Raw genomic sequence first — 23,918 nt, 5'->3', positions numbered from 1 at the left:
ATCATAGACATTTCAGAAGCCCGCAACAATATTTATTAAGGTTGTGAAGCCTTTGTGGTGCGTTGTATCTGCCCGACCGTGGGCGGCACCCAACGATTACAGTGTTGTCGGAGCCGCGCGGCATCCGGATTGCGACTACATCGCGCTCGCCATGGCACCGAATGGGGGATGTATGAGACTGCTGAAGATCGGGCGCCTGTGGGCGTCCAGAACCAAGGGCGATGTGATGACCCTGTGGTTTGCCATGCGGCATCCCGGGACGCCCTGGTACGCCAAGGCGCTCGCGATCCTGGCCGTGGCCTACGCCCTGAGCCCCATCGACCTGATCCCGGATTTCATACCCGTACTGGGCTACCTGGACGACGTCATCCTGCTGCCGATCCTGATCTGGCTGGCCGTGCGCGCCCTGCCCGCGCCTGTCCGGGCGGACAGTCGCCAGCGCGCGCTGGCGCGTTCGACGCAGGCGCGGCCGCGCAGCCGTGCGGCCGCGGTGATCATCGTGCTGATATGGATGGCTATCGCGCTCGTGCTGGGCTTATGGCTGCACGAGCTGTGGCTCAGTCCGGCCGCGCCGGCGGATGCCGCTTGAGCAGATAGCGGATGACGAAGCCGGGATAGGCCAGCACCAGGAACAGGCACAGGGCGATGGCGTAGAACTGCCAGCCCTGCGTGAATCGGTTGCCCAGCGCAGATTCAAACGCGAAGCCGAGCAGGCCGACGATCAGGTAGAAGACCAGCAACTCAACCAGCCGCAGCCAGAACGGCTTGACGGCGGGCACCCCGCCCTTGCGCCAGACGAACAAGGCGAACACCCGTTCGTTGAGGAACGGAAGGTTGGCGCTGACCAGGGCCAGCGCGATCAATAACCAGACGGCGAGGGTTTGACTCATCGAGCGAGCATAAGGGATAAGCCGGAAGAGAGGGGCGCGGCCACGGCCCCTCGTGCGGCTGGCTTACCAGGTATTGCGCTACAGACCCAGCGAGGTCTGGACGGCCCGCACGCAGGCCGCCATCAGGCCGCCGGGCAGCAGCCCCAGCAGCAACAGCAGCGCGCCATTGACGGACATCAGGCCACGCTGCGCGTAGGACGCCGATACGGGATGCGCTTCGCCGTCCGGCTCGTCGAAATACACCACCTTGACGACGCGCAGGTAGTAGAAGGCGCCGATCAGCGAGAACATCACCGCGATGACCGCGATGGTGACATGCCCGCTCTGGATCAGCGGCTGCAGTACGGCCAGCTTGGCATAGAAGCCCACGGTGGGGGGCAGTCCGGTCAGCGAGACCATCAGCAACAGCACGATGAAGGCATGCCAGGGACTGCGCCGGTTCAGACCCTTCAGGTCGTCGATGTTCTCGCACTCGAACCCCTCGCGCGACAACAGCAGGACCATGCCGAAGCTGCCCAGGGTCGTCAGGACATAGGTCACCATGTAGAACAGCGCCGCGCCGTAGGCATCGGCCGCGACACCGGCCGGCGCGCCCGGGACCACGCCCGACGCCAGCCCCAGCAGCACGAAGCCCATGTGCGAGATGGTCGAATAGGCCAGCATGCGCTTGAAGTTGCTTTGCGCGATCGCGGTGATATTGCCTACGGCCAGCGAAAGCACCGCCAGGATCAGCAACATGGGCTGCCAATCCACCGCCACGCCATGCAGGCCTTCTATCAGCACCCGCAGCGTGATGGCGAAGGCGGCCAGCTTGGGCGCCGCGCCCAGGAGCAACGTGATGGCGGTCGGCGCACCGTGGTAGACGTCCGGAACCCACATATGGAAGGGCGCAGCACCCAGCTTGAAGGCCAGGCCTGCCACGATGAACACCACGCCCAGCACCAGCGCCATGTTCTCGGCCTTGCCGGCGGCGATGACCGCCGCGATTTCCCGCAGGTCCAGCTGGCCGGTGGCACCATAGATCATGGACATTCCATAAAGCAGGAAGCCGGAGGCCAGGGCGCCGAGGACAAAGTACTTCATCGCGGCCTCGGTGGCACTGACGTGATCGCGCCGCAGCGCGATCAGCGCGTACAGCGACAGCGACATCAGCTCCAGGCCCAGGTACACCGTCATCAGGTTGCCGGCCGAGATCATCACCATCTGCCCCAGCAGGCCGAACAGCGCCAGCACATACATTTCGCCGCCACGCAGCATGTCGCGCGACTGCGAATAGATACGTCCGTACACCAGGGTCACGAAGACGGCCACATAGGATGTGATCTTGAGCAAATGCGCCAGGTCGTCGGCGACGTACAGGCCGCCGAAGGCCCTGCCCTTGACGCCGTCGTTCCACTGGACGAGCGAGACGATGGTCAGCACGACCAGCGTACCCAAGGCGAGGAGGTAGCTGGGTTTGCGGGTGGGATGGTTGCTGACCGCATCGACCAGCAGAATGGCCAGACCCAGCACCAGCAGCAGGATCTCCGGTGTCGCCAGCGCGAAATCGAATGAGGAGTGCATCATTGTCTTGGCTTACAGTTTGGAGATGGCGACGTGTTGCATCAGGGCCTGTACCGACGCATGCATCACGTCGGTGAAGGGCTTGGGATAGATCCCCATGTACAGCACGGCGATCGCCATTACGCCCAGGATCAGGAATTCGCGGCGGTTGATATCGGTAAGCTGGCGCACGTGGTCATTGGCGATCTCGCCGAACGCCACGCGCTTGACCATCCACAGCGAGTACGACGCGCCCAGGATCAGCGCCGTCGCCGCCGCCAGGCCGATCCAGAAGTTGTGCTGCACGGCACCCATGATCACCATGAACTCACCGACGAAGCCGCTGGTGGCAGGCAGCCCGCTGTTGGCCATGGAGAACAGCACGAAGAAGGTGACGAAGCGCGGCATGGTATTGACCACGCCACCATAGTCCGCGATGCGGCGGCTGTGGACGCGGTCGTACAGCACGCCGATGCACATGAACATGGCGCCCGACACGAAACCGTGCGAGATCATTTGCACGATCGCGCCTTCCACGCCCGCCGTGTTGAACACGAAAAAGCCCAAGGTGACGAAGCCCATGTGCGCGACGGACGAATACGCGACCAGCTTCTTCATGTCGTCCTGCACGATGGCGACCAGGCCGATGTAGATGACCGCGATAAGCGACAAGGCGATGATCAGGCCGGCCAGGCTATGCGAGGCGTCCGGTGCGATGGGCAGCGAAAAACGCAGGAAACCGTACGCGCCCAGCTTGAGCATGATGGCGGCCAGCACGATGGAACCGCCGGTGGGCGCCTCCACGTGGGCATCCGGCAGCCAGGTATGCACCGGCCACATAGGGACCTTGACCGCGAAGGCCGCCAGCAAGGCCACGAACACCAGGATCTGCGGCGTCATGCCCAGTTTGAGCTGTTGCCAGGTCAGGATGTCGAAGGAATGGCCGGACGCGTTCCACAGGTAGATGAAGGCCACCAGGGTCAGCAGCGATCCCAGCAGCGTGTAGAGGAAGAACTTGAAGGCCGCGTAGACGCGGTTCGGCCCGCCCCACACGCCCACGATGATGTACATCGGTATCAGCGTGGCTTCGAAGAACACGTAGAACAGCAGGCCATCCAGCGCCACGAAGACGCCGACCATCAGCCCGGACAGGATCAGGAAGGCAGCCATGTATTGCGCAACGCGGCTGGTGATCACTTCCCAGCCCGCCAGCACCACGATGATGGTGATGAAGGCCGTGAGCAGCACGAACCACAGCGAAATGCCGTCCACGCCGAGGTGGTAGTTGACGTTGAACGAGTTGATCCAGGGCACGTTCTCGACGAACTGCATGCTGGCCGTCGACGGATCGAAACCCGTGTAGAGCGGAATCGTGACCAGGAGTCCGGCCACCGCGCCGATGAGCGCCAGCCACCGCGTCAGGCCGGGCCGGTTATCACCGCCGAAGACGAGCACCAGAAGGCCGAAAACGATGGGAACAAAGACCGCGAGGGTAAGCCAGGGAAAAGTTTGGGATGCCATCTCGCTAGCCATTTATTGGGGAATCAGTACGAAGAAAGTCACCAGGGCCACGATGCCGATAATCATGGCGAAGGCATAGTGATAGATGAAGCCGGATTGCAGGTAGCGCGTAACGCCCGCGAACCAGCCCACCAGCCGCGCGCTGCCGTTGATCAGGCCATCGATGATGCCCCTGTCGCCGGCGTGCCAGAGACCGCGCCCCAGGCCGCGCGCGCCGCGCGCGATGACCTGCTCGTTGAACCAGTCGACGAAATACTTGTTCTCGAGAATCGCGTTGACACCCGACAGGTTCGACTTGATGGCGGCCGGCACGCGCGGATTGACCAGGTAGCAATACCAGGCCACCACCGCGCCCGCGACGACCAGCCAGAACGGCAGGGTCGTGAAGGCATGCAGTCCGTAGGCCACCCAGCCATGCCATTCTTCGGCCAGCTCGTGCATCGCCGGGTGTTCCGGCAGGATGGTGATGGCGCCCTGGAAGTACTTGCCGAACAACAGGGGGTCGATGACCAGCGCCCCGATGATCACGGACGGGATCGCCAGGATCACCAGCGGCAGCGTAACTACCCAGGGCGACTCGTGCGGCACGCCGCCATGGCCGTGGTCGCCGTGGTTGTCGTGGTCGCTGTGGGCAGTGCCATGGACCTGGGCCTCGGCGCCATGGCTGTCATCGGCATGGCCATGCCCGTGCCCATGAGCATCGAAGCGCTCCTTGCCGTGGAAGACCAGGAAGTACACCCGGAACGAGTACAGCGAGGTCACGAACACGCCGATGAGGGTGGCGTAGTGCGCGAAGCCGGCGCCCCAGACATCGGCGGCGCCCGCCGCCTCGATAATGTGTTCCTTGGAATAGAACCCGGAGAAGAACGGCGTGCCGACCAGGGCCAGCGTGCCGATCAGGAACGTGATCCAGGTGATCGGCATGTACTTGCGCAGGCCGCCCATATTGCGGATGTCCTGGTCATGGTGCATGCCGATGATGACCGAACCCGCGCCCAGGAACAGCAGCGCCTTGAAGAAAGCGTGGGTCATCAGGTGGAAGATCGCCACCGAATACGCCGAAGCGCCCAGCGCCACCGTCATATAGCCCAGCTGCGACAGCGTCGAATATGCCACGACACGCTTGATATCGTTCTGGATGATGCCCAGGATGCCGAGGAACAAGGCGCCGATGGCACCGATGACGATGATGAAGGACAAGGCCGTGTCGGAGTGCTCGAACAGCGGCGAGAAGCGCGCGACCATGAAGATGCCCGCCGTCACCATGGTGGCCGCGTGGATCAGCGCCGAGATCGGCGTCGGACCTTCCATGGAGTCGGGCAGCCAGGCATGCAGGGGCACCTGGGCCGACTTGCCCATGGCGCCGATGAACAGGCAGATGCAGGCAACGGTCAGCAGCATCCAGTCCGTGCCCGGGAAGCTCATGCCGGCCAGCTTGTCGGCCTGCGAGAACACGTCCGAATACTGCATGGAGCCGACGTAGGCGAACAGCAGGCCGATACCCAGCACGAAGCCGAAGTCGCCCACGCGGTTGATCAGGAACGCCTTCATGTTGGCGAAGATCGCCGTCGGGCGCGTGTACCAGAAGCCGATCAGCAGGTACGACACCAGGCCCACCGCTTCCCAGCCGAAGAACAGCTGCACCATGTTGTTGGACATGACCAGCATCAGCATGGAGAAGGTAAACAGCGAAATGTAGGCGAAAAAGCGCTGGTAAGCCGGATCGTCGGCCATGTAGCCGATGGTGTAGATGTGGACCATCAGCGAAACGCTGGTCACCACGACCATCATCATGGCCGACAGCGGATCGATCAGGAAGCCGATGTTCAGCTGCGTGCTGCCGATCAGGCTCCAGGTATAGACGTTCCCGTCGTAGGTATGGCCCGCCAGCACATCGCCGAGCACCACGAAGGCACCGATGGTCGAGATGAGCACGCCCAGGATGGTGATGAGGTGGGCGCCGCGCCGGCCGATCGGCCGGCCGAGGAAACCTGTTCCGAAGAGACCGGCCAGGATGGCGCCGGCCAAGGGCGCGAGCGCGATGAGCAGGTAGAGATTGGGAGAGCTAGACATTGTTATTCCTGGACTCCGCGTCAGCCCTTCAGGCGATCGAGTTCGTCTACGTTGATCGTGTTCAGGTTGCGGAACAGCAGCACCAGAATGGCCAGGCCGATCGCTGCCTCGGCAGCGGCGACCGTCAGGATGAAGAACACGAAGACCTGGCCGGCGGTATCGCCGGACCAGCTCGAAAACGCCACGAAATTCATGTTGACGGCCAGCAGCACGAGCTCGATGGACATCAGCAGGATGATCAGGTTGCGGCGGTTCAGGAAGATGCCGAAGATGCCGATGGCAAACAGGATCGCCCCCAGTATCAGGTAGTGGGCCAGCGTCAACGTCACTTCTGTTCTCCTTGGGACGAAACGGCCGCCGCGGTCCGCGCGGCCTGCGCGCGTTCGCTCTGCGCCGGCATGCTGACCAGGCGGAAGCGGTCCTTGGCGCGCACGCGCACGGCATCGGACGGGCTGTAGTATTTGACGTCGCGGCGGCGACGCAGCGTCAGCGCGATGGCCGACACCATGCCGACCAGCAGCAGGACGGCGCCGACTTCAACGGCGTAGACATAGTGGGTGTACATCGCCGTACCGAGGGCGCGGGCGTTGTTGTAGTCCCCCGCCACGGCGGCCGGTGGGCCGGCCTCGAACCAGGTCGAGCCCAGCACGAAAGAGATCTCCAGCACCAGGATGAGCCCGACCGCCAGGCCCAGCGGCAGGTAGGTCTTCAGCCCGTGGCGCAGCGCGGTCATGCGCACGTCCAGCATCATCACGACGAACAGGAACAGCACCATGACGGCGCCGACGTACACCAGCACCAGCAGCAGTCCCAGGAATTCAGCGCCCAGCAGCATCCAGAGCATGGCCGCGTTGAAGAAGGCCAGGATCAGGTGCAATACGGCGGTGACCGGGCTGCGCGCCGTGATGACGCGAAACGCCGCCACCACGAGGACGATGGACAGTATGTAGAACAGAACGGTGGTGAAAGTCATGGAGTCTTACCCGGCATCAACGGTATGGCGCGTCTTCCGCGCGACGGCGGGCGATTTCAGGCTCGTAGCGGTCGCCCACGGCGAGCAGCATGTCCTTCGTGAAATACAGGTCACCACGCTTCTCGCCGTGGTAGTCCAGGATGTGGGTTTCCACGATCGAATCCACGGGACAGCTTTCTTCGCAGAAGCCGCAGAAGATGCATTTGGTAAGGTCGATGTCGTAGCGCGACGTGCGGCGGCTGCCGTCCTCGCGCACTTCCGACTCGATGGTGATGGCCAGCGCCGGGCACACCGCCTCGCACAGTTTGCAGGCGATGCAACGCTCTTCCCCGTTTGGATAACGGCGCAGCGCGTGCAGCCCGCGGAACCGCGGCGAAGCCGGCGTGATCTCGTGCGGATAGCGCAAGGTCACCTTGCGCTTGAAAAAGTACTTGCCCGTCAGGCGCATGCCCTTGAGCAGTTCGGACAGCAACAGACTGCCGAAGAAATCCTTGATCGCTTCCATATCCTGCCTTTTTGCCTATCGCTAGCGCCAAATATTCCAGGGGGTCTGCATCCAGATCGCCACCACCAGCAGCCACACGCCCGTCAGTGGGATGAAGATCTTCCAACCCAGACGCATGATCTGGTCATAGCGGTAACGTGGGAATGACGCACGGAACCACACGAACAGGGACACCACGAAGAACGTCTTCACGCCCAGCCAGATCCAGCCGGGAATCCAGGTCAGCGGCGCCACGTCGATGGGCGAAGTCCAGCCGCCCAGGAACATGATCGAGGCCAACGCCGACAACAAAATCATGTTGGCGTACTCGCCCAGGAAGAACAGGGCGAACGCCATGCCGGAATACTCCACCATGTGGCCGGCGACGATCTCCGACTCGCCTTCCACGACGTCGAAGGGATGGCGGTTGGTTTCCGCCACGGCCGACACCACGTAGATGACGAATAGCGGCAGCAGCGGCAGCCAGTTCCAGGACAGGAAAGTCAGCCCATGGTCGGCGAACCAGCCGCGCGTCTGTCCCAGCACGATGTCGGTCATGTTCAGGCTGCCCGACACCAGCAGGACCGTGACCAGTACGAAGCCGATGGCCAGCTCATACGACACCATCTGTGCCGAGGCCCGCAAAGCGCCCAGGAAGGCGTACTTGGAGTTCGACGCCCAGCCCGCCACGATGACGCCGTACACGCCCACCGAGGTGATCGCCATGACATACAACAGCCCGGCATTGACGTTGGCCAGCACGATCTGCGGACCGAAAGGCACCACCGCCCAGGCAGCCAGCGCGGGCATCAGCGTCACGACCGGCGCCAGCACGAACAGGATGCGGTTCGCCTCGGTGGGCACGACCACTTCCTTGGTCAGCAACTTGAAGACGTCCGCGAAGGGTTGCAGCAAGCCGCGGAAACCCACCCGTGTGGGGCCCAGGCGGACGTGCATCCAGCCGATCATCTTGCGTTCCCAGTACGTGAGGTAGGCCACGCACAGGATGATGGGCACCGCGATGACGAGGATCTTGACGATGGTCCATACCACCAGCCACGGCGTCGCGCCCAGCAAGGCCTGCCCGTGGCTTTCCAAAGTGTTGAGCCAATCCATCAGGCACGCTCCACGCTGATTTCACCGAATGCGCCGCCCAGGGCAGCGGTCTGTTCGAAGCCGGCGGACACCCGCACGGCACGGTCGGCGACGGTTTCGTCCTGCACCGTTTCCAGTTCGACCGATCCCGTCGCGCTGCGCACGCGCACCTTGATGCCCGCGGTCAGGCCCAGGCTCGCCAGGGTCTGGCCGTTCATGCGCGCCGCCGGCGGGCGGGATGCCGGTGCGGCCTGCAACGGTTCGGAGCGGCGCACGATCGCGTCGCTGCGATAGATCGGCATATCGGCGACACGCTCCAGCGTACCCAGGGCCTCGCCCAGGCCCGGCGCGGCGTTGACGCTGTTGGACAACCGCCCTTCCAGGCCGCCCGACAGCACGACGTCGCGCACCGATTCGGACGTCTCGTCGTCGAAGCCCGGCAGTTGCAGCACATTGCCCAGCACGCGCAGTACCTTCCATGCCGGCCGGGTCTGCTGGAACGGCACGACCGTACCCTTGAAGCTCTGGGCCAGGCCTTGCGCATTGACGAAGGTGCCGGAGGTTTCGGTAAACGGCGCGACCGGCAGCATGACGTCGGCCCACTCCGCGGCAGCCGAACGGTACGGCGTCAAGGCCACGGCGAACTGCGCTTCGCGCAGCGCCGCCACGGCTTGCGCGCCATTGTCGGCGTCCAGCAGCGGTTCGGCATGCAGGACGATGTAGGCCTTGAGCGGATCGGCCAGCATGGCGGCGGCGGTCTTGCCGCCCTTGCCCGGCACGGCGCCGGCCAGATAGCCGCCTACCGTGTTGCCGCCCGCCGTCAGGAAACCGAGACGGGCGCCCGCCAGGGTCGCGATGCACTGCGCATTGGCCGCCAGGACGGTCGCCTGGGGCGACGCGACGGCCTGGTTGCCGAGCAGGACGGCGGACTGGGTGCCGGAAGCCAGGCTTGCGGCGATCAGCTTGGCCTGCTCGCCCGGCACGACGCCGGCGAACTCGGCTGGCGTCTCCTGGCCCTTGGCCTGGGCCAGCGCGACCGTGATTTCGGCCAGCGCACGGGGCAGCGCGGAAGGCGCAACCGTCAATCGTGCCGTGATCGGCATCAGGGGATCGTCGGCGATGCTGTCGACCAGCAGCACTTGGGTGCCCCGCTTGGCAGCCTGGCGCAGGCGCTGCGCCATCAGGGGATGATCCTTGCGCAGGACCGAGCCCACGACCAGCACGCGGTCCAGCGTGTCCAGATCGGCGACCGGCATGCCCAGCCACGGGGCGCCCGAGAGCGCCGCGCCGAACGCCGGGTCGGTCTGGCGCAGGCGGAAATCGATGTTCTCCGAACCGAGGGCGCGCACCAGGCGGCCCAGCAGGGCGTATTCCTCGGTGGTCGCGTACTCGGTCGCCAGCGCGCCGATCTGGCCGCCGCCGAAGTTGTCGCGCACACGGGACAGTCCTTGCGCCACGGCTTGCAGCGCGTCCGACCAGGACGCTTCCTGCCATTCGCCACCGGCGCCCTTGATCATGGGCGTTGCAAGGCGGTCATCGGCGTTCAGGCCGTCATAGGAAAAGCGGTCGCGGTCGCTCAGCCAGCATTCGTTCAGCGCTTCGTTCTCGAACGGCACGACGCGCAGCACCTTGTCGTTCTTGACCTGCACGACCAGGTTGGTGCCCAGGCTGTCATGCGGGCTGACGGCACGGCGACGCGCCAGCTCCCAGGTGCGCGCGCTGTAGCGGAAGGGCTTGGACGTCAGTGCGCCCACCGGGCACAGATCAATCATGTTGCCCGACAGCTCGGATTCGATGGCGCGGCCGACGAAGGAGGTGATCTCGGAGTGTTCGCCCCGGTTGATCATGCCCAGCTCCATCACGCCGGCGATTTCCTGGCCGAAGCGGACACAGCGCGTGCAATGGATGCAGCGGGTCATTTCTTCGGCGGAGACCAGCGGGCCGAGATCCTTGTGAAAGACCACGCGCTTTTCTTCGTGGTAGCGCGAAGCCGAGCCACCGTAGCCGACCGCCAGGTCCTGCAACTGGCACTCGCCGCCCTGATCGCATATGGGGCAATCCAGCGGGTGGTTGATCAGCAGGAACTCCATGACCGACTTTTGCGCGGCCTTGGCCTTTTCCGAGTTGGTGTAGACCACCATGCCGTTGGTCACGGGCGTGGCGCAGGCGGGCAGCGCCTTGGGCGCCTTTTCCACTTCGACCAGGCACATGCGGCAGTTGGCCGCGATGGAAAGCTTCTTGTGGTAGCAGAAATGCGGCACATATTGCCCGAGCTTCTGGGCCGCATGCATGACCATGCTGCCTTCGGGCACTTCTACCTTGTTGCCGTCGACGGTTAGTTCAACCATTGCTGTTCCTGAGACCTACAGATATTGCGGGACCACGCACTGCTTGTGCTCGATGTGGTACGCGAATTCATCGTGGAAATGCTTCAGAAAGCCCCGCACCGGCATCGCCGCCGCGTCGCCCAGCGCACAGATGGTGCGGCCCATGATGTTGCCCGCCACGCTGTCGAGCAACTCCAGGTCTTCGGGACGGCCGTGGCCGGTCTCGATGCGCTGGACCATGCGATACAGCCAGCCCGTGCCTTCGCGGCACGGCGTGCACTGGCCGCAGCTTTCCTCGTAATAGAAATACGACAGGCGCAGCAGCGACTTGACCATGCAGCGGGTCTCGTCCATCACGATGACGGCGCCGGACCCCAGCATGGAGCCCGCCTTGGCGATGGCGTCGTAGTCCATCGTCGTTTCCATCATGATGTTGGCCGGCAGCACCGGCGCGCTGGATCCACCGGGAATCACCGCCTTCAGCTTGCGCCCGTCGCGCATGCCGCCGGCAAGCTCCAGGAGCTTGGAGAACGGCGTGCCCATGGGGATCTCGTAGTTGCCGGGGCGCTCGACGTCACCGGTGATCGAGAAGATCTTGGTGCCGCCGTTGTTGGGCTTGCCGACTTCCAGGTACTGCTGGCCGCTGTTGCGGATGATCCAGGGGACCGCCGCGAAGGTTTCGGTGTTGTTGATGGTGGTGGGTTTGCCGTACAGGCCGAAGCTGGCGGGAAACGGCGGCTTGAAACGCGGCTGGCCTTTCTTGCCTTCCAGCGATTCGAGCAGCGCGGTTTCTTCGCCGCAGATGTAGGCGCCATAGCCATGGAACGCATGCAGCTGGAAGCTGAAATCCGATCCCAGCAGCTTGTCGCCCAGGAAGCCGGCCGCGCGCGCTTCCTCCAGGGCTTCCTCGAAGCGCTCGTACACCTCGAAGATTTCACCGTGGATGTAGTTGTAGCCCACCGAAATACCCATCGCATAGGCGGCGATGGCCATCCCTTCAATCACGATGTGCGGGTTGAACCGCAGGATGTCGCGGTCCTTGAACGTGCCCGGCTCGCCCTCGTCCGAATTGCAGACCAGGTACTTCTGTCCCGGGAATGTACGGGGCATGAAGCTCCACTTCAGGCCCGTGGGGAAGCCTGCGCCGCCGCGGCCGCGCAGGCCCGAGGCCTTGACCTCGGCGATGACTTCCTCCGGCTTCATGCCGGTGGTCAGGATCTTGCGCAGCGCCTCGTAGCCGCCGCGCTTGACGTAGTCTTCCAGGCGCCAATTGCTGCCATCCAGGTCGGCGAGGATCTGCGGCGCGATATGGCGCCCATGCAGGCACATCGACTGCGAAAGGTCGCGCACGGGATTGGGATCCAGCCCCTGTGCGAACTGGCGATAAAGGTCCGGCGCGTTCATGCCGTCTCTCCTTGGGCGCGCAGGCCGGCGACCAGCTCGTCCAGCCTCGCCTCGGTCATGCGCACGCACATATGCTTGTTGTTCACGATCACCACCGGAGCGTCCCCGCAGGCGCCCATGCACTCGCCTTCGATCAGCGTGAACATGCCGTCGGCGCTGGTACCGCGATAATCGACCCCGAGCTTGCGCTTCAGGTAGTCGCCGGCCTTTTCGCCGTCGCGCAGGGCGCACGGCAGATTGGTACAGACCGAAATCTTGTGCTTGCCGGTGCGCGTCACGTTGAACATGTTGTAGAACGTGGCGACTTCCTGGACGGCGATGGGCGGCACGCCGAGGTACTTGGCGACGTCCTCGATGATTTCGGCCGACAGCCAGCCGTTTTCGTCCTGCGCGATCGCAAGCGAGGCCATGATGGCGGACTGCTTCTGGTCGGCCGGGAACTTCGTGAGCTCCCGGTCGATTTTCTGGTAAGCCTGTTCGGAAAGCAGCATAGTTTGAATCCGGATTATGCGAGAGGCCCCTTGCGGGTCTTCTTCGAAGTCGTGCGGCGTTCCTAGCGGTCGATCTCGCCGAACACGATGTCTTGCGTACCGATGATGGTCACGGCGTCGGCGATCATGTGGCCGCGGCTCATTTCGTCCAGCGACTGCAGATGCGCGAACCCGGGCGCACGGATCTTCAGCCGGTACGGCTTGTTGGCGCCGTCGGACACGAGGTATATGCCGAACTCGCCTTTCGGATGCTCGATGGACGCATAGGCCTCGCCGGGCGGCACATGGAAGCCTTCCGTGAAGAGCTTGAAATGGTGGATCAGCTCTTCCATATTGCTTTTCATGGCGGCGCGCTTCGGCGGCGCAACCTTGTGGTTGTCGATCATCACCGGGCCCGGATTATTGCGCAGCCATTCGATGCATTGGCGGATGATGCGATTGCTTTCGCGCATCTCGGCCACCCGCACCAGGTAACGGTCGTAGCAATCGCCGTTCACGCCCACCGGCACGTCGAAATCGACCAGGTCGTAGACCTCGTAGGGTTGCGTCTTGCGCAGGTCCCATGCCACGCCCGATCCACGCAGCATCGGACCGGTGAAGCCCAGGGCCTTTGCCCGTTCGGGGCCGACCACGCCCACACCGACCAGCCGTTGCTTCCAGATGCGGTTGTCGGTCAGCAGGGTCTCGTATTCGTCCACACAGCCCGGAAAGCGGTTGGTGAAGTCCTCGATGAAATCCAGCAGCGAGCCCGAACGCGCGTCGTTCATCACGCGCAGTTCCTTTTCGCCGCGGTATTTGCTGCGCTCGCCATACTGGGGCATGGCGTCCGGCAGATCCCGATAGACCCCGCCGGGACGATAGTAGGCGGCGTGCATGCGCGCGCCGGATACCGCTTCGTAGCAGTCCATCAGGTCCTCGCGTTCGCGGAAGGCGTACAGGAAGACCGCCATGGCGCCCACGTCCAGCGCATGCGAACCGAGCGACATCAAGTGATTCAGGATCCGCGTGATCTCGTCGAACATGACGCGGATGTACTGGGCGCGTAGCGGTGGCTCGATACCCAGGAGCTTTTCGATGGCCATGACATAGGCGTGCTCGTTGCACATCATGGACACGTAGTCCAGGCGGTCCATGTAGGGCAGCGCCTGGATATAGGTCTTGTGTTCGGCCAGCTTTTCCGTGGCGCGATGCAGCAGGCCGATGTGGGGATCGGCGCGCTGGATGACTTCGCCGTCCAGTTCCAGCACCAGGCGCAACACGCCGTGCGCGGCGGGATGCTGGGGACCGAAGTTCAGGGTGTAGTTCTTGATTTCAGCCATGATCAGCGACCGGCTCCATAGGAATCTTCGCGCACGACGCGCGGCGTGATTTCACGCGGATCAATGGTGACCGGCTGGTAGATGACCCGACCCTGCTCGGGGTCGTAACGCATTTCCACATTGCCCGACAGCGGGAAATCCTTGCGGAACGGATGGCCGATGAAGCCATAGTCCGTCAGGATGCGCCGCAGGTCCGGGTGCCCTTCGAAGATGATGCCGAACAGGTCGAACGCTTCCCGCTCGTACCAGCCTACCGACGGCCAGCAATCCATCAACGAGGCGATCATGGGGAAGTCGTCGTCCGCGGTCCAGGCGCGCACTCGCAAGCGCCAGTTGTGTTCGATGGACAGCAGGTGCACCACCACGGCATAACGCCCGCGCTGGCCACGCCCGGTGACGCGATCATCCGACTGCGGGCGCGAGCCGTTACCCCAGGTCAGGTAATCGACCCCGCACAGGTCCACACAGGTTTCGAACTGCAGCGCCGGGTCGGTACGCAGGCGATTGCACGTCGACACCCATTGCGCCGCCGGAACCTCCAGGGTGATTTCACCCAAGGTCTCCGTCAGGGCCAGCGTTTCGCCAAATGCGGCGTGCAGATTGGTTTTCAGGGTTTCGAGCCTGGTCATCATCTTCAACGATTAGGTAAGCCGGATTGGCGACGCACGGGCATGCGCCCGCTCATCGCGCGATGGTGTTGGTCAGGCGAATCTTGTTCTGCATCTGCAGCAGGCCATAGACCAGCGCCTCGGCGGTGGGCGGACAGCCGGGCACATAGATGTCCACGGGCACGATGCGGTCGCAGCCGCGCACCACCGAATACGAGTAGTGGTAGTAGCCGCCGCCATTGGCGCATGACCCCATCGAAACGACCCAGCGCGGTTCCGGCATTTGGTCGTAGACCTTGCGCAGCGCCGGCGCCATCTTGTTGCAGAGGGTGCCAGCGACGATCATCAGGTCGGATTGCCGGGGACTGGGACGGAAAATGATGCCGAACTGATCGAGGTCATAGCGCGCCGCGCCGGCGTGCATCATTTCCACGGCACAACAGGCCAGCCCGAACGTCATCGGCCACATGGAACCAGTCTTGGCCCAGTTGATGAACTTGTCGGCGCTGGTCGTGATGAAGCCTTGCTTGTGGATGCCTTCTTCAATAGCCATAGTGCTTCCTGGTAGCGTGATCGGGTACGGCGGTCGGCCGTCATTCCCAATCGAGCGCGCCCTTCTTCCATTCGTAGATAAAACCCACCGTCAGAACCGCGAGGAAAACCATCACGGTCCAGAAGCCAACCAAGCCAACGGCGCCATGGGCGATGGCCCATGGAAACAGGAATGCGATCTCGAGGTCGAAGAGGATGAAAAGGATGGCGACGAGGTAGTAACGCACGTCGAACTTCATGCGGGCGTCTTCGAAAGCATCGAAACCGCACTCATAGGGGGAGAGTTTTTCTGCGTAGGGACGCCGGGGTCCAAGCAGCGAGCCTGCCGTGATCAGCGCGAAACCGATCAGCGTCGCTACTACGATGAATAGCAGAACGGGGAAATACTGTTGCAGGTTCATTCGAGCGCGTCCGTCTAATGCACAAACCTTAGGATTGTAGCATTCGCGTCGTTACTTCCCGCTGAACTCTGTAGCTGAAGGACAGGGCCCAGGATCGTGCTGGGGCCCCGCTTTCACATCGCGGGCGGACGTGCTCTTGCAACGGCGTCCGTACGGAAATGGCGGCGCATAGAGGTACCGTATCGCCGCAAGGAAGACACAATACCAAAAAGCCGCACAGAAAACAAAAAGCCACCCCGGAGGGTGGCTGAACAAACGCGACAGATGCAAGATCCGCGCATTCGATACGCTTACGCCATCCGGAACGGAACCGAGCAGCGAGATGCGTTCGACACGGAGCGACAAGTCGCCCCGCGCCTTTGTTGCTTAGAAGCGGTGACGGATACCGACCGCAACCAGGGTGCTCTTCAGATCGTCCACGAAACCGTAGTTGTTCGCGTAGGAACCCAGAGCGTACAGGTTGGTGCGCTTCGACAGATCGTACGTCACGCCCAGGGAGTACACGTTCTGGTTGCTGTCCGCGCCAGCGAAGGTGCCGGCCGTGTACAGGCTGCCGTCCGACACGTTCACACGCTGCCAGGAACCGAACACGCTGGTCGCGCCGCCGATGGGAGCGCTCAGACCCAGCAGCCACTGCTTCGTCTTGAAGTCGTCGCTGTAGCTGTTGCTCGGCAGGATGCCGCCGACGGGGCTGCCACCGCTGGTGAACAGGCCGGTCAGGCTGGTCGCTTGGATCCAGCCGCCCTTGGTTTGACCGTAAGCAGCCGAGACCTTGACCACTTCGAAGTCGTAGGCACCGCCAACCAACCAGGCGCGGATGCGGTCGCCCGTACCGGTAGCCAGGCTGTCGATCGCGTCAGCCGGACGGTTGACCTGGTCATACGCAGCAGCCAGGTTCAGAGGACCGTTGACATAACGCAGGCCGGTGGTGATGGCGCGCTGGTTTTCGTTGGTACGGAAACCGGTGTCAGCCGTGTCGGTGTCGTCGATGTTGAACGAGTAGCCCACGCCAGCCTGGAAACCGCCGAACACGGGGGTTTGATACAGGACCATGTTGTCGTAGCGCGTCGTGTTGGACGAGCTGAACGACGTACCGATGTTGGCCAGACCGAAGCCTTCAGCGAACGGGTCGATCGAACCGAAGAACTTGGACGCGACGTTGGTCTGACGGCCGAAGTCCAGCTGACCCCAGGAGTTGCTGGCCAGACCGACGGTGGCTTGACGACCGAACAGGCGGCCGCCTTGAGCGGAGTTGCCGTTACCGGAGTTGAAGCCCGACTCGATCGTGAACACAGCGCGCAGACCGTCACCCAGATCTTCCGAACCGCGCAGACCCCAACGGGAACCGTTCTGGACGCCGTTCACCATGCCGAATTTCGACTGCTTGTCGATGCCGGCGCCACGCACGTTTTGGTAGCCGATACCGGTGTCCAGGATCCCGTACAGGGTCACGGACGTTTCTGCCTGTGCAACACCGGCAAAACCGGCGAGCAGGGCGGCAGCGAGCAGAGTCTTTTTCATTTAAGAAATCTCCGTTGATTTGAGTGACAAGAGCAGCAATCCAGCAAACCAGCCTGCCGCCCCCCTAACTCCGCGAAGGGAAGTTGACGCTATTGCATCAAAAATCCGGGGGACTGGCTATGGTCGTGCCGCAAAACCCCAGCTTTGGGCCAAGGCTGTGTTGGGTCCATACAACATGGCGTCGGACCGGCTGCCCGCCTTGCGTCACCCGGAACGACCCCGGCCGCAAGGATATCGGGACGCTACACGGCCGGCAACGGCAGTGCGGCGTCTCTGCCACTGCCCCCCGACGGCAGGTTCAACGGCTTCGGAAGCCCCTGCCGTTCGGAAAAATCGGCTGGCAGGCGCTGTGACGCCCGATAATCCGATATCGCCCGCGCCCCATGGCCCTCTTCGAAGGATCTGGTATGCCCCCTGCCCCGTCCCCGTCCGCCCCAGGCCGGATGTCCCTGGAAGATTTCCGGTCCCTCCTGGCTGACCAGCATCCTTTCGCGGCGGTGCTCGGCATTGAAGTGGAAGCGATCGGCGCCGGCACGGCCCGGGCGGTCCTGCCGGCCAGGGCGTCGCATCAGAGGCTGGGCGGCATCGTGGCCGGCCCCATGCTGATGGGACTGGCCGACCTGGCCCTGTACGCGGCTGTCGTGGGGGCGACCGGCCAGACGCACGCCGTCACAGCGAGCCTGACCATCAATTTCCTGCGCAAATGCCCGGCGGGCGACATCGTGGCCGAGGCGCGCCTGCTCAAGATCGGCCGGCTGTGCGCGGGCGAGGTCCATATGGCCCCGCGCGGCGCGGCGGAACCTGTGGCCCATATCGTCAGTACGTGGGTGGTGCCGGCGGACGCCGGCCCGCTGGCGAGTTCGGCTTCGGGTCCCGATCGCGATGCCGATCTGGCGCCCCAGGGAACGCCTGCGGGGTGACAGCCCCCCCGCGGCCCAGGCCTAGCGGCCGGCGGCGTATGCCTGCATCAACCGTGGGGTGGCGGCGGCGTGCATGATGCCGTCCTCGTCCAGGGCAGCGGCCGTCAGGCGGCCGACCGACCACGCCGGGACCTCCTCCACCTGGTGACCGCGGGCCGCCAGTGCGTCGAGGACATCCTTGCCAAAGGACGCCTCCATGGCCAGGTGGCCGGGTTTGCGGTCGCGCGGATAGAAGGAGCTGGGGAAGTGCATCGTATGGGACATCGGCAGGTCGATGGCCTCCTGCAGATTCAGGCCATGATGGACATGGCGCAGGAACAACTGCAGTTGCCACTGTTCCTGCTGGTCGCCGCCGGGGGTGCCGAACACCATATAGGGACGGCCGTCGCGCAAGGCGAGCGAAGGCGTGAGCGTGGTGCGCGGCCGCTTCCGGGGCGCCAGCGTCCCGGGCAGCCCGGGCTCCAGCCAGAACATCTGCGCCCGCGTCGTCAGGCCGAAACCGAGTTCCGGGATGACGGGCGATGACTGGAACCAGCCCCCGGAGGGCGTGGCCGAGACCATATTGCCCCAGCGATCTATCACGTCGACATGGGTGGTGTCGCCGCGCTTGACCGAACCAGCCGCGGCCGCCGACGCCTGCATATCGGCCATGGTCGGTTCGTTGCCGGCGCTTCCGACCTCGGTTACGCGCGATAGCCGTTGCAGCACGTCGAGCATGCGGGCGCGCTGCGCCTCGTAGCCCGGCACCACGCCGGCACGCAATTCGTGCGAGGCGCGATCGCCGATCAAGGCACGGCGCCCGTCGTTGTAGCCGTCGGACAAGAGATGGTCCAGCGGTACATCAACGAAGGCCGGATCGCCGTAGTAGACCTCGCGATCGGCGAAGGCCAGCTTCATCGCCTCTGTCAGGCGATGGATGAATTCGGGACTGGACGGACCCACGGCGCCCAGGTCGGCGCCCTTGAGCAAGGCGAGCGTCTGCAGGAAGACCGGCCCTTGGCTCCAGGCGTCCGCCTTGGCGACGGTGTAATCGCCATATTGGTAGACCCGTGGCGCCTCATAGGTGGCCGACCAGCCTGCCAGGTCGTCGGCGGTGATCAGGCCGCGGTGCGGCGTGCCGCTTTCGTCCATGACCGCATGGCGGACGAACCGGTCCACCGCCTCGGCGACGAAGCCACGGTAGAAGGCGTCGCGGGCGGCTTCGATCTGGCGCTGTCGGTCTGCCCCGGCCGCTTCGGCTTCGCGCAGCACGCGTTGCCAGGTTTGCGCCAGCTGCGGGTTGCGGAACAGCTTACGGGCCTGCGGCACGGCGCCGCCGGGCAGGTAAAGCTGGGCGGTGGTGGGCCAGTGCGCCTGGAAGAAGTCCTTGAGGCCGGCGATAGTGTTGGAAATGCGCGGCATCAGCGCATGTCCACTTTCGGCGTAGTAGATGGCGGGCTCAAGGACATCGCGCAGGCGCATGGTGCCGTGATCGCGCAGCAACAGCATCCAGGCGTCGAAGGAGCCCGGCACCACCGCGGGCAGCAGTCCATTGCCCGGGATCAGGTCCAGGCCTTCGGCGCGCATGCGCTCCAGCGTGGCCGCCGCCGGCGTGACGCCCTGCCCGCACAGCACCTCCACCTTGTTGCGCGCCGCTGAATGGAACACGATCGGCACTTCGCCGGCCGGCCCCACGAGATGCGGCTCGACGACCTGCAGCACGAAGGCGGTGGCCACGCAGGCATCGAAGGCATTGCCACCGCGTTCCAGCATCGCCATGCCGGCGGCGGTCGCCAGCCAATGCGTCGACGTGACGACGCCGAAGGTGCCCAGTATTTCGGGGCGGGTAGTAAATGTCATGTCGGTCTCCCGGCGGCCGGCGCGCGCCGGGACCGCCATCCGGCTATCTACTTCGCGGCCATGGTGACGCCCTTCAGGCGGATCAGGCCGTCGGGGTAAGGCACGAAACCCTGCACCTTCTTCTGCACGCCGAAGGTCCACGGCAGGTAGAAGAGGTAGATGATCGGGTCTTCGGCATGCATGATGTCCATGATCTTGCCGTACAGGACCTTGCGCTTTGCCTGGTCGGCTTCACCGCGGGCCTCGTTCAACAGCTTGTCGGCTTCGGCATTGCTGAATTTACCGTCGTTCAGGCTGCCCTTGGTGGCCATGTACTGATAGATATTGCCGCTGGGATCGACGCGGCCCGACCAACCGCTCTGCCCGGCCTCGAAGTCGCCGCGCGCCAGTGCCGACTGCAGGGCCGCGAATTCCAGCGGCCGCAGGGAGATATCGAAACCGGCCTCCGAACCCATGGCCTGGATCAATTCGTACACCTGCTGCATGGTGGTGTTGTTGCCGAAGGTGATCTCCAGCTTCACGCGGTCATAGCCGGCTTGCTTGAGCAGTTCGCGCGCCTTCTTGGGATCGCGTCCCTTGCGTTCGAAGCGCTTGTCATAGGCAAAGCTGGCCGGGGGAAACGGCTGGTAGGCCGGCTGGAACATGCCTTCGCCCACGACTTCGTTGATGGCGTCGCGGTCGATCGCCAGGTCCAGCGCCTCGCGCACCCGCTTGTCCTTGCCCAAGGGGTTGTCGGCGCGGGCGCCATTGGCGACGTTGACGGAGAAGGACTGGTAGCCCAACCCCGTGACGGGCGCGAGCCGCAGCGTCGGGTCTTCCTTGACGGCCTTGGCGTCCGAAGGGGCGACGCGCTCGATGATGTTCAGGTCGCCGGCGCGCAAGTTGTTCACGCGCACGGTCGCATCGGGAATGGGTGTGAAGACAACCCGGTCGAAGTGAAAGTCGGCGGCGTCCCAGTATTGGGCGAACTTCTCCAGCACGATGCGGTCGTTCTGTACCCGTTCCTTGAAACGGTACGGGCCGGAGCACACGGGCTTGCTGCCCGGATCCTTGTCGAAGGAGGCCGGCGAGATCATCATGCCGGCGCGGTCCGACAACTGCGACAGCAGCGAGGCGTCCGGCTCGGTGAGATGCAACACCACGGTCTCCGCATCCGGCGCGTCGACGCTGGCCAGAGTCACGAGCTCGCTCTTGCGGTTGCTGTCGGGCAGCGTACGCGCCCGGTCCAGGTTCGCCTTGACCGACGCCGCGTCGATGGGCGTACCGTCGTGGTAGACCGCCCCCTTGCGCAGTTTCATGGTCAAGGTCTTGCCGTCGGCGCTGGTGGACCAGGACACCGCGAGCTGGGGCACGATCTTCAGGTCCGGCGTGATGTCCACCAGTTTGTCGCAAAGCGAAGCGAAGACGATACGCCCGACGAATGTGCGCGCGCGGGCCGGGTCGAGCACATCGGGGTCGTCCTGCAAACCGATGCGCAGCGTGGATTGGGCGATCGCAGCGCCGCTGGCGAGCATGCCGGCCATCGCCATGGCCAGACAGAATTTACGCATAAGGCTTCTCCATCTCGGGGTTCCAGCCGGTGCAGGCCGCCATCTGCGACACGCTGGCCGATCAAAGAGCCGAATTGTATCGGAGCTTGATATATCAAGGGTCCGCTTTAACGGCTGGCTCACGTTTACCCTGATGACTCGCCCGCGCCCGCGCTGCGACGTCCGGTGGCGCGGCGGGCGGTGCCCATCGTGTCGGAAAGATTGAAGACGCCCTTGGTGACCAGTTGCGCGCATTGCGCCTTGACGATGTCCGTGAAGAGGGCGATGCCGGGATTGCCCGCGCCGTCCCGCCGCACCGCAAGCATGAGAAGCCGGTTCAGCTGCACGCCGCTGATTTCGGATACGACGGCCGTCCCGGCCGCCCGCTGGTCGCTGAATACCGATATCGGCATCAATGTGGCCCAGCGGCCCTGCATGACGAGTTCACGAATCGAGTCGACGGAGTCGATTTCGGCATGGACGTTCAGGCGTCCGCCGACGAGGTCCAATTGCCGCTGTACGACGCTGCGATGGAAGCTGGTCATGAGCAGCGGGATGTCGGCCAACTGCGGCACCGGGACGATGCGCTCGGTACGCCGGGGGGCCGCGGTGACAAGCGCGAACGGCTCCGTATAGAGGTGATGCAGGGCGTAATCGCGCGATCCGTCCGGATTCGTGAGGAAGGCGACGTCCACCAGACCGCGCTCCACCCAATCGGAAAGCGTCGGCGTGAAGGCTTCCCGGACCGCGATACGGAAACCGCCCAGGCTGCTGTCGCAGCGTTCGAACAAGCCCGGCAGCAGCACCCGGCTCAGGGTGGGGGACGCCCCCACCGTGATGGTGGCCTGTCCCAATTGGGCCTGGGCAATGAGTTGGTGCTTGACCTGTTCGGCCTCGGCCAGGATGCGCCGGGCCGATTCGTACAGCACCGCGCCTTCCTGTGTCAGCACGGCGCCGCGCGCTGTCCGGCGCAACAGTGCAACACCCAATTCCCCTTCCAGCTCGCGCATGTGCCGGCTGAGCGCCGGCTGCGCAACCCGTACCTTGGCCGCGGCGGCCGTGAAACTGCCGGTATCGGCGATGGCGACGAAGTACCGTAAGCTTTTGAGATCCATACGCTGCCCTTGCGAGGTCCAGAACGCACGGCACAGTCTAGAACAGTTTGTTATGGATCAGAAAAAAAACAGCATTGGCTTGCGGGGAAAGCGATTCTTATACTGCCCGTCCAGTCCAAACTGATATGGCGGGCCGCTCCCGCCTCCCCTGCCGATGTCCCAAGCGCCCGCAACCGCGCCGACCATTCCGTCCGTGCCCGTCGACCAACTCCAGGGTTTCATCGCCCGTGTGCTCGCGGCGGTCGGCATGCCGGCCGCCGACGCCGACGTGGTGGGCGCCATCATGGCCGAGGCGGATGCGCGCGGCGCAGATGCGCATGGCATCTTCCGCTTGCCCGCCTACGTCAGGCGCATCCGGGCCGGCGGGATGAATATGCACCCGGATATCCGTATCGCCCGGGAAAGGCCGGGCTCGGCGGTGCTGGACGGCGATAACGGCATCGGTCATCTGATCATGAAGAAGGCCGCCGACCTGGCGGTGCAGAAGGCGCGCACCACCGGAGTGGCATGGGTAGGCGCGCGCATGAGCAACCACGCCGGGCCCGCGGGCATCTACGCCCGCATGCCGCTGGCGCATGGCATGATCGGCATCTATATGGCGGTGGGCAGCGCCAACCACATGCCGCCGTGGGGCGGCACCGACATGTTGCTGTCGACGAACCCCATCGCCATCGCGGTGCCAGGGCGCACACGGCCGCCCATCGTGCTGGACATGGCTACCACCAACGCCGCCTACGGCAAGGTGAAGGCCAAGGCCCAGCGCGGCGAAATGATGCCGGAAGGCTGGATGGTCGGACGCGACGGCAAGCCCCTGCTCGATCCCAAGCGGTCCAACGAGGGCTTCCTGTTGCCTATCGGCGGCGCCAAGGGCTATGGCCTGGCCATGATGTTCGGCCTGTTGGCTGGGACCCTGAACGGCGCGGCGTTCGGCAAGGACGTGGTGGATTTCAACCAGGACTACGCCAGCACGACGAACACCGGCCACACCGTGGTCGCCATCGACGTGGAAGCCTTCATGCCGCTGCAGGAGTTCGAAGAACAGGTGGACGACATCTGGGCGCAGATGAAATCATCCGCGCTATTGCCGGGCTGGGATGAAATCCGCCTGCCCGGCGAGCAGTCGACTCGTACGTACGAGGAACGGGCAGCCAAGGGCGTGCCGATGCACCCCGAGCTGCGTACGACGCTGGATAATCTGGCGCAAAGCGTCGGTGTGCCGGCGCTGGGTGCCTGACGCGGCACGATACGGACACCGGCTGATCGTTCCGTCGCGCGCGTCGATATGACGTTGCAAGCCCCGCCGATACGCGCTGG

The 23,918-nt window shown here is 64.2% G+C and carries 21 protein-coding genes and 1 pseudogene; 3 read left to right on the top strand and 19 right to left on the bottom strand.

Going from position 1 to position 23,918, the window contains the following annotated elements:
- Positions 1-172: 172 nt before the first annotated feature.
- Positions 173-589: a YkvA family protein gene (locus tag BAU07_RS07640; protein WP_157122106.1), complete on the top strand. Its 417-nt coding sequence runs from the start codon at positions 173-175 to the stop codon at positions 587-589.
- On the opposite strand, the gene BAU07_RS07635 is transcribed toward BAU07_RS07640, so the two are convergent.
- The 16 genes from BAU07_RS07635 to BAU07_RS07560 all read right to left on the bottom strand — a co-directional run bounded on the left by BAU07_RS07635 (position 558) and on the right by BAU07_RS07560 (position 17,201).
- Positions 558-890, bottom strand: coding sequence for a DUF2818 family protein (locus BAU07_RS07635; RefSeq protein ID WP_066655567.1), 333 nt, complete (start codon positions 888-890; stop codon positions 558-560). The genes BAU07_RS07640 and BAU07_RS07635 overlap by 32 nt on opposite strands.
- 78 nt (positions 891-968) lie before the next feature.
- Positions 969-2,456 carry an NADH-quinone oxidoreductase subunit NuoN gene (nuoN, locus tag BAU07_RS07630; RefSeq protein WP_066655564.1) on the bottom strand — a complete coding sequence of 496 codons (1,488 nt, stop codon included), beginning with the start codon at positions 2,454-2,456 and terminating at the stop codon, positions 969-971.
- 9 nt (positions 2,457-2,465) lie between these two features.
- On the bottom strand, positions 2,466-3,953 hold the full coding sequence (locus tag BAU07_RS07625) for an NADH-quinone oxidoreductase subunit M (protein WP_066655561.1): 1,488 nt from the start codon (positions 3,951-3,953) through the stop codon (positions 2,466-2,468).
- 12 nt (positions 3,954-3,965) lie between these two features.
- A complete protein-coding gene (nuoL, locus tag BAU07_RS07620) occupies positions 3,966-6,026 on the bottom strand; it encodes an NADH-quinone oxidoreductase subunit L (RefSeq protein ID WP_066655559.1) in 2,061 nt (686 codons plus the stop codon).
- A 20-nt stretch (positions 6,027-6,046) separates the two neighbouring features.
- Positions 6,047-6,355, bottom strand: coding sequence for an NADH-quinone oxidoreductase subunit NuoK (gene nuoK / locus BAU07_RS07615; protein ID WP_066639044.1), 309 nt, complete (start codon positions 6,353-6,355; stop codon positions 6,047-6,049).
- Positions 6,352-6,999 carry an NADH-quinone oxidoreductase subunit J gene (locus BAU07_RS07610; protein ID WP_066655557.1) on the bottom strand — a complete coding sequence of 216 codons (648 nt, stop codon included), beginning with the start codon at positions 6,997-6,999 and terminating at the stop codon, positions 6,352-6,354. The genes nuoK and BAU07_RS07610 overlap by 4 nt, the downstream gene beginning before the upstream one ends.
- A gap of 16 nt (positions 7,000-7,015) precedes the next feature.
- Positions 7,016-7,504, bottom strand: a complete 489-nt coding sequence (nuoI, locus tag BAU07_RS07605; protein WP_066655555.1) for an NADH-quinone oxidoreductase subunit NuoI — start codon at positions 7,502-7,504, stop codon at positions 7,016-7,018.
- 21 nt (positions 7,505-7,525) lie between these two features.
- Positions 7,526-8,599, bottom strand: a complete 1,074-nt coding sequence (gene nuoH / locus BAU07_RS07600) for an NADH-quinone oxidoreductase subunit NuoH (RefSeq protein ID WP_066655552.1) — start codon at positions 8,597-8,599, stop codon at positions 7,526-7,528.
- Positions 8,599-10,926, bottom strand: a complete 2,328-nt coding sequence (gene nuoG / locus BAU07_RS07595; protein ID WP_066655549.1) for an NADH-quinone oxidoreductase subunit NuoG — start codon at positions 10,924-10,926, stop codon at positions 8,599-8,601. The genes nuoH and nuoG overlap by 1 nt, the downstream gene beginning before the upstream one ends.
- 15 nt (positions 10,927-10,941) lie before the next feature.
- The gene (nuoF, locus tag BAU07_RS07590; protein WP_066655546.1) at positions 10,942-12,309 is read right to left on the bottom strand and encodes an NADH-quinone oxidoreductase subunit NuoF; all 1,368 of its coding nucleotides are present in this window, start codon (positions 12,307-12,309) and stop codon (positions 10,942-10,944) included.
- Positions 12,306-12,800: an NADH-quinone oxidoreductase subunit NuoE gene (nuoE, locus tag BAU07_RS07585; protein ID WP_066655543.1), complete on the bottom strand. Its 495-nt coding sequence runs from the start codon at positions 12,798-12,800 to the stop codon at positions 12,306-12,308. Before nuoE ends, nuoF begins: the two co-directional genes overlap by 4 nt.
- 62 nt (positions 12,801-12,862) lie before the next feature.
- Positions 12,863-14,119: an NADH-quinone oxidoreductase subunit D gene (locus BAU07_RS07580; RefSeq protein WP_066655540.1), complete on the bottom strand. Its 1,257-nt coding sequence runs from the start codon at positions 14,117-14,119 to the stop codon at positions 12,863-12,865.
- Positions 14,120-14,121: 2 nt separating this feature from the next.
- A complete protein-coding gene (locus tag BAU07_RS07575; protein WP_066655538.1) occupies positions 14,122-14,751 on the bottom strand; it encodes an NADH-quinone oxidoreductase subunit C in 630 nt (209 codons plus the stop codon).
- A gap of 49 nt (positions 14,752-14,800) precedes the next feature.
- Positions 14,801-15,280 carry a NuoB/complex I 20 kDa subunit family protein gene (locus BAU07_RS07570; RefSeq protein WP_066655536.1) on the bottom strand — a complete coding sequence of 160 codons (480 nt, stop codon included), beginning with the start codon at positions 15,278-15,280 and terminating at the stop codon, positions 14,801-14,803.
- Positions 15,281-15,320: 40 nt separating this feature from the next.
- The gene (locus BAU07_RS07565; protein WP_066655534.1) at positions 15,321-15,680 is read right to left on the bottom strand and encodes an NADH-quinone oxidoreductase subunit A; all 360 of its coding nucleotides are present in this window, start codon (positions 15,678-15,680) and stop codon (positions 15,321-15,323) included.
- Positions 15,681-16,046: 366 nt separating this feature from the next.
- Complete coding sequence (locus BAU07_RS07560) at positions 16,047-17,201, bottom strand: porin (protein ID WP_066655532.1); 1,155 nt, start codon at positions 17,199-17,201, stop codon at positions 16,047-16,049.
- Between the two features lie 407 nt (positions 17,202-17,608).
- Here BAU07_RS07560 and BAU07_RS07555 point away from each other — a divergent pair.
- A pseudogene (locus BAU07_RS07555) lies at positions 17,609-18,040 on the top strand (PaaI family thioesterase); the annotation flags it as partial.
- 102 nt (positions 18,041-18,142) lie between these two features.
- Here BAU07_RS07555 and BAU07_RS07550 read toward each other — a convergent pair.
- The 3 genes from BAU07_RS07550 to BAU07_RS07540 all read right to left on the bottom strand — a co-directional run bounded on the left by BAU07_RS07550 (position 18,143) and on the right by BAU07_RS07540 (position 22,604).
- Entirely contained in the window at positions 18,143-19,960 is a 1,818-nt protein-coding gene (locus BAU07_RS07550; protein ID WP_198168884.1) for a gamma-glutamyltransferase family protein, read from the bottom strand.
- 47 nt (positions 19,961-20,007) lie between these two features.
- Positions 20,008-21,510, bottom strand: a complete 1,503-nt coding sequence (locus BAU07_RS07545; protein ID WP_066655528.1) for an ABC transporter substrate-binding protein — start codon at positions 21,508-21,510, stop codon at positions 20,008-20,010.
- A gap of 125 nt (positions 21,511-21,635) precedes the next feature.
- Positions 21,636-22,604 carry a LysR family transcriptional regulator gene (locus BAU07_RS07540; protein WP_066655525.1) on the bottom strand — a complete coding sequence of 323 codons (969 nt, stop codon included), beginning with the start codon at positions 22,602-22,604 and terminating at the stop codon, positions 21,636-21,638.
- A gap of 193 nt (positions 22,605-22,797) precedes the next feature.
- On the opposite strand from BAU07_RS07540, the gene BAU07_RS07535 reads away from it, so the two are divergent.
- Complete coding sequence (locus tag BAU07_RS07535; protein ID WP_232338263.1) at positions 22,798-23,838, top strand: Ldh family oxidoreductase; 1,041 nt, start codon at positions 22,798-22,800, stop codon at positions 23,836-23,838.
- The last annotated feature ends 80 nt before the right edge of the window (positions 23,839-23,918 follow it).

It is taken from the genome of Bordetella flabilis (assembly GCF_001676725.1).
In the GTDB taxonomy this organism is placed as follows: domain Bacteria; phylum Pseudomonadota; class Gammaproteobacteria; order Burkholderiales; family Burkholderiaceae_B; genus Bordetella_C; species Bordetella_C flabilis.
Note: the sequence above shows the minus strand (reverse complement) of the source record. Positions and strands in the feature narration are given on the sequence as shown.